We start from the raw sequence: 13748 nt of genomic DNA on the forward strand, positions 1-13748 counted from the left end.
AAGTTCCGGTAGAAGCGGTGGCGAGCACTCCGCCTCAACCGCACCCGGTGCCGCGATCCGGGGTACCGCAAGATCGAAGGAGTCGGCCATGGCCCCACCCATGTCCGCTGACCAGTTCCTCTCCGCCCTGCGCGCCGAAGGCCTCCGGGTCGTCGAGGTCGACGGCTGGCGCACCCACAACCGGGCCGGGCACGGCGCCTGGGGTCCGATCAACGGCGTGATGATCCACCACACCGTCACCCAGGGATCCGACACCACCGTTCGCATCTGCTACGAAGGCTACGACAGCCTGCCCGGCCTGCTCTGCCACGGCGTGATCACCAAGGACGGCACGGTCCACCTGGTCGGCAACGGCCGCGCCAACCACGCCGGCGCGGGCGACAGCGACGTACTGCGCGCGGTGATCGCCGAGAAACGCCTGCCGCCCTGCGGCAAGGCCGAAACCGACGGCAACGCGCGCTTCTACGGGTTCGGGTGCGAGAACCTCGGCGACGGCGAGGACCACCGGCCGGAGGCCCAGCTCCTGGCGATCGAGAAGGCCGCGACGGCCGGTGCCGCCACTACGGCTGGGGGAACGGTCGGTGATCGGCCACAGGGAGTGGCAGCCCGGCAAGGTCGACCCGCGCGGCTTCGGCATGGACTGGCTGCGGGAGCGGGTCCAGGAGCGCCTGAAGTGGGGCGCCGGTCACCATGGACAGGTGACCGAAGAAGCGCTCGACCTCGCCGCCGCCCTGCGGCCGCGCATCCCTTCGCCCCTGCAACCGGTCGAGGACGAGCGCTTCACCCGCCACGGCGTCCGGCGCAGGACGACGAGACGACGCCGACAGCGCACGAGCGTGATCTACGGGGCGCGCCCAGCGAGAGGACTGACGGTCCGCGAGGTCTGGAAAGAAGAGCTGTCCGCCTTCAAGGCGGGGATCAAGCGCGAGGAGTTCGACAACGCGATCTCGGCCGTTCCGGCCGGAGAGGTGCGGCATCTCCTGGTGTGGAAGCTCGACCGGCCGAGCCGCCGGGCACGGGCCAAGTCGGTCGGGTTCTCGACCGGTTCGACGGTCAGGGGCTCGCCCGCCCGCTCATGTGGACGGCCTGGACAGCTGTCCTCCCAGGGCCTGTCTCACGTTCGGAACATGTTGCGGGACGGGGGCTGCGGAGCCGGACGAGCGCTCCGCGGAGGTGGAGTCCGGCGAGAGTCGCCGCCCCGCGGACGCATTGGCTCATTCGTGTCTCCCCGGGGGAGTGAAGCGCCCAGGGCGGTGCGACAGGGTGGGACTGCTGCGGCTCGGTGAGGGTGTACCGCGCCAACTCCCGGACACCAAGGAAGGGTTGGAGCCCATGGTGGAGAAGCAGTGTGGTGGGACGTTCGAGTCCTACATCGGGACGTTCAAGGGGACGGGCAAAAGCGAGCCGGTCCGGCTCGCGAACGGAATGACCGAGTTTCAGATGGCCAAAGCCGCGATGACGGCTCAGGCCGACTCCATGAGCCGAATGGTGTTCGGCTCCAAGGGGTCCGCCGGGGACGGGGCTCCTCCTCGCGGACTTCATGTTCGGCAGCGCCGAGGCGGCGGCGACCGAGAGCTTCGACGTCACGGCCCGCTTCTACATGGACGAGCGCTGGCAGCGCCTCGTGGAGGTGACGACGCTCAAGCACGAGCCCGGGGCCAAGCCCTACACCGGCGTGTGCGGCTTCAGCCTGGAACTGAGGACCAAGCCCGCGCGGGCAGTGTTCTACGCACGCAGGAGTCCCGCATCTACTACCCGCAGGACTCGGAGAAGTACGTGGACGACAACAACAAGGACAGGGAGAGCGAACGCGGTGCCTACGCCGTCCGGCACCTGATCGACTTCTCCCTGTCGGCGATGGACTGCCGGCCCGGCACCGATGCAGTGCAGCGGCTGTACGAGAACGTGACCAAGAAGGGCGTGAAGATCGTCACCGAACTCCACCGCGAGCAGTGAGAGGGGCGCCAAGACCGCGTCACAGACGGACGTCGAGACGATCAACGTGCAAGAAGGACTGGTCATCGTCAGCCGGTTCACCAAGGAGCAGGTCCAGGTCACACAACTGGGCCTCGCGCCCGAGTTACTGGCGCCTGTCGGCCAGGCTCTCAACGGCTTGAAGCTGGACAAGCTCAATGCCGGGGAGAAGGTGACCCTGGTCTTCATGAACCCCGGGGACATCTACGAGTTCGCCCCCGTTACGGCGGACTCCGCGCCCCAGGAGATGGTGCCGTACAACCTGTCCCTGGACACCACCCGGCTGGACGCACTGCGACAGCTGGTGACCGGCACGGCAGGCACGAAGACCGTGAACGTCGAGCCCGGCGCGACCATCCGGGTCGTCGCGCAGAAATAGACCGCCTCCGCCCCGAATCCCGCGCCCGGGGTGTCGGCCGGCAGGCCGGCCCTGCGTGGACCTGTTCCGGGTTCGTATCACCGTTCGGTCAATCCGGCCTGTCAGGTGGCCTCGAAGCGGCCGACGCCCTGCTGTCACCGTTGATCACCTCCGTGTGGCCGCCGTGCCGGTGCTCCCGATGCGCACCAGGCAAGCAGCAGCAGAGGCTCTGAGCAGCCACAATGGACTGGTGAGCCAGCCCGTAGACCTTGCCACCGCCTTGCAGCCCCGGCCGCCCTCCCCGCTCCAGGAAGCCCACGACGAGCGGTTCGAGCGCCGGGGCGTGCGGCTGCTGCTCAAGCGGGACGACTTGATCCACACCACGCTGCCGGGCGGCCCCGGTGCGCTCGGACCAGTGGAGCTGTACCCTCCGGGCAACAAGTGGCGCAAGCTCGCGCTGAACCTGCGCGAGGCGGCCGGGCGGCCGGTGCTGACCTTCGGCGGTGCCTACTCCAACCATCTGCGCGCCACCGCCGCCGCGGGCCGCCTCCTCGGCTTCCCCACCATCGGCGTGGTCCGGGGCGACGAGCTCGCCGACCGGCCCCTCAACCCGTCGCTCGCCCGGTGCGCGGCGGACGGCATGCGGCTGCACTTCGTGGACCGCGCGACCTACCGGCGCAAGGCCGAGCCGGAGGTGCTCGCCGCGCTGCGCGAGCGGTTCGGCGAGGCCGCGTACGTCGTGCCCGAGGGCGGCAGCAACTCCTCGCCGTGCGGGGGTGCACGGACCTCGGACGCGAACTGCACGGCCTGGCCGACGTGGTGGCCGTGGCCTGCGGCACCGGCGGCACCTCGCCGGCCTCGCCGCCGGCCTCGCCCCGGGGCAGCGGGCCGTCGGGTTCCCGGTGCTGCGGGGCGGGTTCCTCGCGCGCGAGATACGGGAGTTGCAGCGCGAGACGTTCGGGGCGCCCGGGGACAACTGGTCCCTCGACGAGCGCTTCCACTGCGGCGGCTACGCCCGCACGACCCCGGACTCGACGCCTTCGCGGACGACTTCGAGGCCCGCCACCAGTTGCCCGTGGAACGCCTCTATGTGGCCAAGATGCTGTACGGGCTGCTGACCCTCGCCGAGGAGGGCGCGTTCCCCGAGGGCACGACGGTCTCGGCCGTCGTCACCGGTCAGCCGTTCTAGTCGCTACGACTCGCTCTCCCGGTACGCCGCCGCCTCCTCCAGGTCGAGCCTGCGCAGCGGCGTCCGCAGCATCTCGTCGTCGATGCGGCGCGCGTCCCGCAGCTGGACGAACACCTCGCGCTCGGCGCCGATCATCTCCCGCGACAGCCTGCGGTAGGTGGCGTCGGCCGACTCGCCGGTCACCGCGTTCACCCCGCCGAGGCGCTCCCACACGGAGTTGCGGCGCTGCTCCATGACCGTGCGCAGCCGGTCGGCCAGCGGCGGCGGCAGCGCGTTGGCCTCGTCCGCCAGGAGCTCGTCCAGGCGGCGCTCGGCGGCCAGCGAGGCCTCGTTCTGGGCCTGCGCCTCGGCCAGCGTCTCGGCCCGCGCGTCCCGCCCCGGCAGCCTGAGCGCCCGGATCAGCGGCGGCAGCGTCGGCCCCTGCACCACCAGGGTGGCGATGACCGTGGTGAAGGTCAGGAAGAGCACCAGGTTCCGGGCCGGGAAGGGGCGGCCGTCGTGCATGGTCATCGGGATCGAGAAGGCGATGGCGAGCGAGACCACCCCGCGCATCCCGGCCCACCCCACGATCACCGGCGCCGTCCAGTCCGTGTCCGGCTCGCGCGTGCGGATCCGCTCCGAGAGCGCCCTCGGCAGGAACGTGGCCGGGAAGACCCAGACGAACCGCATCGCGACGACCGCGGCGAAGACCCTGGTCGCGTACAGCACCGCCTCCCCCACCCGGTACTCGCCGAGCCCCTTGAGCACCACCGGCAGCTGCAGCCCGATCAGCGCGAACACCGACGACTCCAGGACGAAGGCGACCATCTTCCAGACCGCCGCCTCCTGGAGCCGGGTGGCGAAGTCCACCCGCCAGGAGCGGTGGCCCAGGTGCAGCGCGACGACCACCACCGCCAGCACCCCGGACGCCCTGACCTGCTCGGCCGCCGCGTACGCCACGAACGGGATGAGCAGCGAGAGGGTGTTCTGGAGCAGCGCCTCCGTCAGATGCGTGCGCAGCCACTGGATCGGCACCATCAGGACGAGCCCGATCCCGATCCCGCCGACGGAGGCGAGGGCGAACTCCCCGGCCCCGCCCGCCCAGGTCGCCCCTCCCCGACCGCGGCCGCGAGCGCCACCTTGTACGCGGTGATCGCGGTCGCGTCGTTCACCAGCGACTCGCCCTGCAGGATGGTGGTGATCCGGCTCGGCAGGCCGAGGCGGCGGGCGATCGCGGTCGCCGCGACCGCGTCCGGCGGCGCGACCACCGCGCCGAGCACCAGCGCGGCGGTGAGCGGCAGATCGGGCACCACCAGATAGGCGAGCCAGCCCACGGCCACGGTCGCGAACAGGACGTAACCGACCGAGAGCAGCGCGACGGGCCGCAGATTGGCCCGCAGATCGAGGTACGAGCTGTCGACGGCGGCCGTGTACAGCAGCGGCGGCAGCAGCAGGGGCAGCACGATGTGCGGGTCGAGCGTGTAGTCCGGGACGCCCGGCACATAGGCGGCGGCGAGGCCCGCCGCGACCAGGAGCAGCGGGGCCGGGACCGGGGTGCGGCGGGCGGCGCCGGCCACCACCGCGCTCCCCGCGACCAGTGCCACCAGCGGCAACGCGTCCATCCCAGCCACCTCACACCCGGACCGTCGTAACCTGGCAATCGCGAGCGAGTGCCCGCACGTTGCCGAACTGCCGCGCCCCGAGCCCGCGCCGCTGACCGGGACGTGCCCGCAGTGCCTGGCCGCGGGCACCCACTTCGTACAGTTGCGGCAGTGCCTGGTCTGCGGCTATGTGGGTTGCTGCGACTCCTCGCCGATGCGCCACGCGACCGCCCACCACCAGGAGACCGGGCACCCGGTGATGCGCACCCTGGAGGCGGGCGAGGACTGGCGCTGGTGCTTTGTGGACAACGTACTGGTGTGACGCGGGAGGTCAGGAGGATCCGGACGGTTCGACGGCCCGCGGCCTGGTACGTCAACCCGGCGTCGGTTCACAGCAATTGGGCACCGCACACCTCTAGCCACTGTCCGTGCTCATATGCTTACCATGAGTGACACCTGCCGGGAGGGGTCCCGGCGACACGACACCATGGATCGCGATAGCGTCGCCCTTCCGAGCACCACGATCGCGTGGACGACGCACGATCACCGCATTACGTACCGCATGGCCCCGGAGGCGTCCCCTCCGCCGGGGCCCGAGAGAGCTTGTGCCACCTTGGAGGTGAGGGTGTCCCAGATCGCAGGCGAGCCCGGGAATCAGGACTTCGTGGAAGTCCGGCTGCCGGCCGCAGGTGCCTACCTGTCGGTGCTGCGTACGGCCACGGCCGGTCTCGCGGCACGTTTGGACTTCACCCTCGACGAGATCGAGGATCTGCGTATCGCGGTCGACGAGGTCTGCGCGATCCTGCTTCAGCAGGCCGTTCCCGGCTCCGTACTGAGCTGTGTCTTCCGCCTCGTCGACGACTCCCTGGAGGTCACGGTCTCGGCCCTGACCACGGACGGCCGGGCGCCCGAGCGCGACACCTTCGCCTGGACGGTGCTCTCCGCGCTCGCCGGCAAGGTCGACTCCTTGGTCGCCGACGACCGTACGGTCTCCATCAGCCTGTACAAACAGCGCGGCGCGGGACCCGGACCGGCGTGAGCGGGGACGGTCCGGTGCGGGACGACAGGGCATCCCCGAGACGCACCTGGAGGTGCCGCGCTCCGTCGGTATTCCGGAGCAGCAGGCCCGGCCGCACCCGGTGGACGGACTTGACGGCCTTGAGGCCGTGGCGGAGCAGACGCGGCAGGCAGAGCGGGCGGCCCACATGAGCGAGCACATCGAGCACACGCAACACCAGCACGATCCGCAGGACCGCAGCGGGGCGCGGGCGATGTTCATCGAGCTGCGCAAGCTTCCGGACGGCTCGCCGGAGAAGGCCGAGCTGCGCAACAAGCTGGTCCGGATGCACCTGCCGCTGGTCGAGCACCTGGCCCGGCGGTTCCGCAACCGCGGCGAGCCGCTGGACGACCTGACCCAGGTCGCCACCATCGGCCTGATCAAGTCGGTGGACCGGTTCGACCTGGAGCGCGGCGTCGAGTTCTCGACGTGCGCGACCCCGACGGTCGTCGGCGAGATCAAGCGGCACTTCCGCGACAAGGGCTGGGCGGTCCGGGTGCCGCGCCGCCTCCAGGAGCTGCGGCTGGCCCTCACCACGGCCACGGCCGAGCTCTCCCAGCAGCACGGCCGCTCGCCCACGGTGCACGAGCTGGCGGAGCGCCTGGGCATCTCCGAGGAGGAGGTCCTGGAGGGCCTGGAGTCGGCGAACGCGTACTCCACGCTCTCGCTCGACGTCCCCGACACGGACGACGAGTCGCCGGCGGTCGCGGACACGCTGGGCGCGGAGGACGAGGCGCTGGAGGGCGTCGAGTACCGGGAGTCGCTCAAGCCGCTCCTGGAGGACCTGCCGCCGCGCGAGAAGCGGATCCTGCTGCTGCGCTTCTTCGGGAACATGACCCAGTCGCAGATCGCGCAGGAGGTCGGCATCTCCCAGATGCACGTCTCCCGGCTGCTGGCCAGAACCCCGGCCCAGCTGCGGGAGAAGCTACTGGTGGAGGAGTAGGACGGGCGCGCCCCGCAAGGGGCGCGGGGAACTGCGCGGCCAGCCTCCACCGGCCCGCAGCCGAACTCACCGCACCCCGCGAAGCGCTACCGCGCCCCGCCCGCCCCGCGCACACCCAGCGCCTCCGCCGTGGCCGGATTGACCAGCAGGACAAGCCCGGCCACCGCGACCACGGCCATCACGATCCCCGCGGGAATCGCCGCCCTGTCCGCGTTCAGGAACATCCAGGCGACCGGCAGCGCCGGATCTGGGTGATCAGCGCGGGCCCCCGGCTCCAGCGGCGGCGCAGCAGCAGCCCGCGCGCCGCGACCAGCGGGATGATCCCGAGGACGATCAGCGTCACGCCGCCCGTCTCGGCCTGCCGCGGCTGGTCGGGCTTGCCCATCAGGCCCATCACCAGCATGAAGAGGCCGCCGCCGACCAGGGCCAGGCCCTCGATCGCGGCGATCGCGGCGGCCGCGGTCAGCCGCCCGGGCGCGGCCCCTCGGGGTGCCGGCGCCGCTCTCGCTGTCAGGGTGCTGCTCAGTACTCACCCCAGCAGGGTAGCCCTCGGCGGGAGCCCGCTCCGGGGCCTGGGAGAGGGGGCTGGACTGTGCCCGGTACCGCCCGGTAGGTACTCTGGCGCCCATGCGTGCACTTCTCGTGGTCAACCCGGCGGCTACCACCACCAGTGCCCGCACCCGTGATGTCCTCATCCACGCGCTGGCCAGCGAGATGAAGCTGGAGGCCGTGACGACGGAGTACGGGGGCACGCCCGCGACCTCGGGCGGCGGGCGGCGGAGAGCAGCGACATCGACCTGGTCGTGGCGCTCGGCGGCGACGGCACGGTCAACGAGGTCGTCAACGGTCTGCTGCACAACGGCCCTGACCTGGAGAACCTGCCGAGCTTCGCGGTGGTCCCCGGCGGCTCCACCAATGTCTTCGCGCGCGCGGTCGGACTGCCCAACGAGCCCGTCGAGGCGACCGGCATACTGCTGGACGCCCTGCGCGAGGACGCGGCCGCACGGTGAGCCCCGGCCTGGCGGCCGGCACGCCGGGCAGCGAGGACGAGGGCGTCCCGGACCGCTGGTTCACGTTCTGCGCCGGGCTCGGGTTCGACGCCGGGGTCGTCGGCCGGGTCGAACAGCAGCGGGAGCGCGGCAGACGCTCCACGCACAGCCTCTACATCCGCCAGGTGGCCCGCCAGTTCTTCGCCGAGCAGCACCGCCGGCACGGGACGATCACCCTGGAGCGCCTCGGCCAGGACCCGGTCGAGGACCTGGTGATGTCGATAGTCTGCAACACCTCCCCTGGACCTACCTGGGCAATCGCCCGGTGTACGCGGCCCCGGAGGCGTCCTTCGACACGGCCCTGGACGTGCTCTCCCTCTCCGGCTCTCGACCGCGTCGGCGGCCCGCTACGCCACCCAGCTGCTGACCTCGACCCCCGAGAAGGGTCCACACGGCAAGCACGCGGTTTCACTGCACGACCTCACGGACTTCACCTTGCATTCCAAGGCCCCGCTGCCCTTCCAGATGGACGGCGACCACCTGGGTCTGCGTACGAGCGTGACGTTCACAGGCGTACGCCGTGCACTGCGTGTGATTGTGTGAGTGGAAGGGCCGAAAGTCCTTTAACTCGAACGTTTGGGCTGGGCCCCACCCCATAGAAGTACGACTGTGACCCAGTCGACACCGAGGAATCAAAAAAACTTTCCGGAAGGGGTTGTATCCGCCGCCGAGGTTTGCGAATCTCTACATGGCGATCGGGACGGCCCGCAACACCGGCCTCCGTGAGAGCCAGAACCCTCCTCAACTCAGGACCACAACCAGTCCAACTGGAAGTCGGCCCTTCCTTGCGGGGGATTCGTGAAAGCGTTCACATTCACAAGCAACCCGCACGTAATACCAAGAGAGGTAGCAGCCATGGACTGGCGTCACAACGCCGTTTGTCGTGAGGAAGACCCCGAGCTGTTCTTCCCCATCGGCAACACCGGTCCTGCGCTGCTGCAGATCGAGGAAGCCAAGGCCGTCCGCCGCCGCTGCCCCGTCATGGAGCAGTGCCTGCGTGGGCGCTCGAGTCCGGCCAGGACTCCGGCGTCTGGGGTGGCCTCAGCGAGGACGAGCGCCGCGCGATGAAGCGCCGTGCCGCTCGCAACCGGGCGCGCAACGCGACCGCCTGATCCCCCACCTGCCTAGGCCTGCGCGGCGCGTACAGCGAGTACGCACTCACCGCCCCCCGAGCCGCAGCGCGCCGCAGTAACCCACAGCATTCGAGCCCCGGACCGTTCGCGGTCCGGGGCTCGCTGCTCTTTCCGCCCGTGTCGCAGGCGTGCGGGCTATTTGTCCGCCCGCACCGGTACGTCGAGCACCACCTGGGTGCCCTGCCCCGCGCCGCCACCATGTCGAAGGCGCCGCCCAGCTCGCCCTCGACCAGGGTGCGGACGATCTGGAGGCCGAGGTTCCCGGCCTTCTGCGGGTCGAAGCCCTCGGGCAGCCCCCGGTCGTCGTCGCGCACCGTGATCAGCAGCCGGGCGTCGTCGCGGGTGCCGCCGCGCACCGCCGAGACCTCCACGGTGCCCTGCTCCCCTGGGCGAAGGCGTGCTCAAGGGCGTTCTGGAGGATCTCGGTCAGGACCATCGCGAGCGGGTGGCGACCTCGGCGTCCAGGATGCCGAAGCGGCCCGTACGGCGGCAGCTGACCTTGCCCGGGGAGATCTCCGCCACCATCGCCAGCACCCGGTCGGCGATCTCGTCGAACTCGACGCGCTCGTCCAGGTTCTGGGAGAGCGTCTCGTGCACGATCGCGATCGAGCCGACGCGCCGCACCGCCTCGTTGAGCGCCTCGCGCCCCTGCTCGGAGTCGATCCGCCGGGCCTGCAGGCGCAGCAGGGCCGCGACCGTCTGGAGGTTGTTCTTCACCCGGTGGTGGATCTCCCGGATGGTGGCGTCCTTGGTGATCAACTCGCGCTCGCGGCGGCGCAGTTCGGTGACGTCCCGCAGCAGGACGAGCGAACCGATGCGGATGCCCTTGGGCTTGAGCGGGATGGCCTGCAGCTGGATGACCCTGCCGCTGCCCTCGACCTCGGTCTGCGCGGGGCGTAGCCGCTGGCCAGCTTGACGATGGCCTCGTCCACCGGCTCGCGCGAGGGCGCGAGCTGGGCGGTGAGCTCGCCGAGGTGCTGGCCGACCAGGTCGGAGGCGAGCCCGAGGCGGTGGTACGCGGAGAGGGCGTTGGGCGAGGCGTACTGGACGATGCCGTCCGCGTCCAGCCTGATCAGCCCGTCGCCGGCGCGCGGCGACGCGTCCATGTCGACCTGCTGCCCCGGAAAGGGGAAGGACCCGGCGGCGATCATCTGCGCCAGGTCGGAGGCGGACTGGAGGTAGGTGAGCTCAAGCCGGGAGGGTGTACGCACGGTGAGCAGATTGGTGTTGCGCGCGATCACTCCGAGGACGCGGCCTTCCCTGCGTACGGGGATGGACTCGACCTGCACCGGCACCTCCTCGCGCCACTCCGGGTCGCCCTCGCGCACGATCCGGCCCTCGTCGAGCGCGGCGTCGAGCAGCGGGCGGCGGCCGCGCGGGACGAGGCGGCCGACCATGTCGTCCTGGTAGGAGGTGGGGCCGGTGTTGGGCCGCATCTGCGCGACCGAGACGTACCGGGTGCCGTCGAGCGTGGGCACCCACAGCACGAGGTCGGCGAAGGAGAGGTCGGAGAGCAGTTGCCACTCCGAGACCAGCAGATGGAGCCACTCCAGGTCGGATTCACCGAGAGCGGTGTGCTGACGTACGAGGTCGTTCATGGAGGGCACGTCAGCGAGGGTACTCGCGCGGGCTACGGCGCCGGGGCGGGACCCTCGGCCCGTCCGGCACCGCAGCCCGGAACTGCCGGCCGACGGGTGTGCGGTGCCCCTCGGCCTTACGGGAGGTGCTCGGCGCTGTCAGGGCAGAGAGCGCCGCGTACCTCTGTCCGGCCTCCTGTGCGGGGAGGCCGGAGGCCTGCTCGGGCCATTGTGGACTCGACCATTCCTCGCTGTCCATCCGTTTACCGGCCCTGCTCCGGCCAGTGCCGAGCCTGCCACGTCCGGCCGTTGCAGGCCTAGTCCCGTTCCTCCGGCCAGCCGAGCATGGCCTGTTCGGCCACTGCCGCCAGCTCCTCCTCCCCTGCCCCGTCCCTGGCCTGCTGGGACATGCCCTGGAACACGCCCGCGCTGAACCGGGCGAGGGTGCGGGCGTCGGTTCCGGCGGGGAGCACACCGGCCGCGACATCGGCGGCGATCAGGCGCTCGAACTCGGCGAGGTTGGCGTTGCGCACCTCGCGCAGGGCCTCCTCGACCTCCTTGCTGGTGCAGTTGACGGCGGCGCTGAGCACCAGGCAGCCGCGCGGGCGGCCCGGCCGGGTGAACTCGGTGGCGGCCTCGCGCAGGATCCGCCCGATCGTCGCCCGCGCACCGGACTCCTCGGCGACGGCCCGGCCGATGAACGCCCCGTACGTCTGCCCGTACGCCCCCACGACCTCGTCGAACAGGGCCCTCTTGTCGCCGAAGGCCGCGTACATACTGGGCGCCCCGATGCCCATCGCCCGGGTCAAGCCTGGCCACGGAGGTCGCCTCGTAGCCGTGCTCCCAGAAGGTCAGCGTGGCCTTTTCGAGCGCGCGGGCACGGTCGAAGGAGCGGGGGCGGCCGCGCTGTCCGGTGGTCATGGACGAATTCTATAGCGACCACTAGAGAATGTGTTACGTTTCGTTCTGCAGCGAGCGCTACAGATTTTCATCCACGGGGAGGACATACGTCATGGGCGCACTCACGGGCAGGACGGCACTGGTCACCGGCGGCAGCCGCGGCATCGGCCGGGGCATCGCGGAACTGCTCGGCCGGGACGGGGCACGGGTCGCCGTCCACTACGGCAGCAACGAGGTGGCCGCCAAGGAGACGGTCGCCGCGATCGAGGCGGCCGGCGGCTCGGCCTTCGCCCTCGGCCAGGAGCTGGGCGTCCCCGGCGACGCCGAGGCGCTGTGGGCGGCCTTCGACCGGCACGCGGACGGGGTGGACATCCTGGTCAACAACGCGGGCATCGGCACGGTCTGGACGTTCGGGGAGATCGCCGAGGACGAGTACGAGCGGCTGTTCGCCGTGAACACGAAGGCGCCGTTCTTCCTGGCGCGGCTCGGCCTGGAGCGGATGCGGGACGGCGGCCGGATCGTCAACATCTCCTCCGGCGCCTCGAAGTCGGCGATGCTGCCGGACCTGATCGCGTACGCCATGACCAAGGGCGCGCTCGACGTCTTCACCCGCAACCTGTCCAAGATCGTGGGCAGTCGGGGCATCACGGTGAACTCGGTGGCCCTGGGCATCGTCGACACCGACGTCAACGCGGACTGGCTGCGCACGAGCGACGAGGCGTGGGCGGGCGCCGCCGCGGTGTCGGCGCTCGGCCGGGTGGGCGATCCGTCCGACATCGCGGACGTGGTGGCGTTCCTCGCCTCGGCGGACGGTCGCTGGGTGACGGGGCGTGGGTGGACGCCACGGGCGGCTCGCTGGCGTAGGCCCGGGTATCAGCGGGTTTCCGTCACCTTAGCCAGGGCGCGCGGTGCGTCGGGGTCCTGGCCGCGGGCGATGGTCACCTCGTACGCGAGGAGTTGGAGCGGGAGGATCTCCAGGATCGGCTGGAGCTCCTCGGGGACGCCCTCGACCGGCAGGACGAACCCCGCCGAGGCCGCGTCGACCTGCGGCTTGGGGCCGACGACGAAGAGGTCGGCGCCTGGCCGCGCAGCCGGTCGAGCACCGGCTGGAGCGCCTGGCCGCCGCGCCCGTCGGTGACCACCGCGATCACCGGCGAGATGTTGTCGACCATGGCCAGCGGGCCGTGCAGCAGGTCGGCGCCGGAGTAGGAGAGGGCGGGGATGTAGCTCGTCTCCATCAGCTTGAGGGCGGCTTCCTTGGCCGTGGGATAGCCGTACCCCCGCGAGGTGATGACCATCCGCTCGGCGAACCGGTAGCGGGAAGCCAGCGCCCTCACCTCGTCCTGCCGGGCCAGGATCCGGTCCGCCAGCTCGGGCAGCGCCCCGCGGCCGAGACGTCGCCGTCGCGCAGGCCCTCGACGAAGAGGTAGAGGGCGAGCAGCGAGGCGGTGTACGTCTTGGTCGCGGGCAGCGCCTTCTCCGGCCCGGCCAGGATGTCGATGTGGTGCTCGGAGACGGCCGCGAGCGGCGAGTCGGCGTTGTTGGTGACGGCCAGCGTGATCGCGCCCGCGGCGCGGGCCGCCCGGGCGGAGTCGACGAGGTCGGGCGAGCCGCCGGACTGGCTGACGGTGATGACGAGGACGTCGCTGAGATCGGGCCGGGCACCGTACGCGGTGATCGTCGACATCGAGGTCAGCCCGCACGGCAACCCGAGCCGGATCTCGATCAAGTACTTCGCGTACAGGGCGGCGTTGTCGGAGGTGCCGCGGGCGGTCAGCAGGACGAAGCGGGGCTTGCGGGCGGCGATCGCGGCCGCGACCTCGCGGATGCAGGGCGCGCCGTCGGCGAGGATCCGCCGCAGTACGGCGGGCTGCTCCGCCATCTCGCCGTGCATGATCCGGCCGGGCTGCTCGCTGTGCGCCTCACGGTACGTCGACGACATGCGCGATGCCTCCAAATGGCGGTCTGTGTACGCGTTGCCGAAACCC

5 protein-coding genes and 10 pseudogenes are annotated in these 13748 nt (G+C 71.1%); 10 read left to right on the top strand and 5 right to left on the bottom strand.

The genetic code is table 11. The features are described 5' to 3' along the window. Positions 1-88: 88 nt before the first annotated feature. The 4 genes and pseudogenes from QIY60_RS07060 to QIY60_RS07075 form a co-directional block, all read left to right on the top strand. Positions 89-674 (top strand): annotated as a pseudogene (locus QIY60_RS07060) (peptidoglycan recognition family protein); the annotation flags it as partial. 1003 nt (positions 675-1677) lie between these two features. After that, positions 1678-1956, top strand: a complete 279-nt coding sequence (locus QIY60_RS07065; RefSeq protein WP_283141668.1) for a hypothetical protein — start codon at positions 1678-1680, stop codon at positions 1954-1956. A gap of 46 nt (positions 1957-2002) precedes the next feature. Continuing rightward, positions 2003-2353 carry a hypothetical protein gene (locus QIY60_RS07070; RefSeq protein WP_283141669.1) on the top strand — a complete coding sequence of 117 codons (351 nt, stop codon included), beginning with the start codon at positions 2003-2005 and terminating at the stop codon, positions 2351-2353. A 178-nt stretch (positions 2354-2531) separates the two neighbouring features. After that, positions 2532-3521 (top strand): annotated as a pseudogene (locus QIY60_RS07075) (pyridoxal-phosphate dependent enzyme). Positions 3522-3524: 3 nt separating this feature from the next. On the opposite strand, the pseudogene QIY60_RS07080 reads toward QIY60_RS07075, so the two are convergent. After that, positions 3525-5122, bottom strand: a pseudogene (locus QIY60_RS07080) (cation:proton antiporter). Between the two features lie 31 nt (positions 5123-5153). Here QIY60_RS07080 and QIY60_RS07085 point away from each other — a divergent pair. The 3 genes from QIY60_RS07085 to QIY60_RS07095 all read left to right on the top strand — a co-directional run bounded on the left by QIY60_RS07085 (position 5154) and on the right by QIY60_RS07095 (position 7101). Further along, the gene (locus QIY60_RS07085) at positions 5154-5423 is read left to right on the top strand and encodes a UBP-type zinc finger domain-containing protein (protein WP_283145843.1); all 270 of its coding nucleotides are present in this window, start codon (positions 5154-5156) and stop codon (positions 5421-5423) included. Between the two features lie 303 nt (positions 5424-5726). Continuing rightward, positions 5727-6140: an anti-sigma regulatory factor gene (locus QIY60_RS07090; protein WP_283141670.1), complete on the top strand. Its 414-nt coding sequence runs from the start codon at positions 5727-5729 to the stop codon at positions 6138-6140. 52 nt (positions 6141-6192) lie between these two features. Next, positions 6193-7101: an RNA polymerase sigma factor SigF gene (locus QIY60_RS07095; RefSeq protein WP_349253903.1), complete on the top strand. Its 909-nt coding sequence runs from the start codon at positions 6193-6195 to the stop codon at positions 7099-7101. Positions 7102-7187: 86 nt separating this feature from the next. Here the strand turns inward: QIY60_RS07095 and QIY60_RS07100 are convergent. Next, positions 7188-7627 (bottom strand): annotated as a pseudogene (locus QIY60_RS07100) (hypothetical protein). 101 nt (positions 7628-7728) lie between these two features. Between QIY60_RS07100 and QIY60_RS07105 the strand changes: the two are divergent. Both QIY60_RS07105 and QIY60_RS07110 read left to right on the top strand, forming a co-directional pair. Continuing rightward, positions 7729-8693 (top strand): annotated as a pseudogene (locus tag QIY60_RS07105) (diacylglycerol kinase family protein). Between the two features lie 312 nt (positions 8694-9005). Continuing rightward, positions 9006-9262, top strand: a pseudogene (locus tag QIY60_RS07110) (WhiB family transcriptional regulator). Between the two features lie 156 nt (positions 9263-9418). Here QIY60_RS07110 and QIY60_RS07115 read toward each other — a convergent pair. Both QIY60_RS07115 and QIY60_RS07120 read right to left on the bottom strand, forming a co-directional pair. Further along, positions 9419-10881: pseudogene (locus QIY60_RS07115) on the bottom strand (PAS domain-containing sensor histidine kinase). Between the two features lie 296 nt (positions 10882-11177). Next, a pseudogene (locus QIY60_RS07120) lies at positions 11178-11781 on the bottom strand (TetR/AcrR family transcriptional regulator). A 91-nt stretch (positions 11782-11872) separates the two neighbouring features. On the opposite strand from QIY60_RS07120, the pseudogene QIY60_RS07125 reads away from it, so the two are divergent. Continuing rightward, positions 11873-12624 (top strand): annotated as a pseudogene (locus QIY60_RS07125) (SDR family oxidoreductase). 9 nt (positions 12625-12633) lie between these two features. On the opposite strand, the pseudogene QIY60_RS07130 reads toward QIY60_RS07125, so the two are convergent. Beyond that, a pseudogene (locus QIY60_RS07130) lies at positions 12634-13702 on the bottom strand (SIS domain-containing protein). Positions 13703-13748 lie beyond the last annotated feature (46 nt).

This window comes from Streptomyces sp. BPTC-684 (genome assembly GCF_030028635.1).
GTDB classification, from domain to species: Bacteria; Actinomycetota; Actinomycetes; order Streptomycetales; family Streptomycetaceae; genus Streptomyces; species Streptomyces noboritoensis.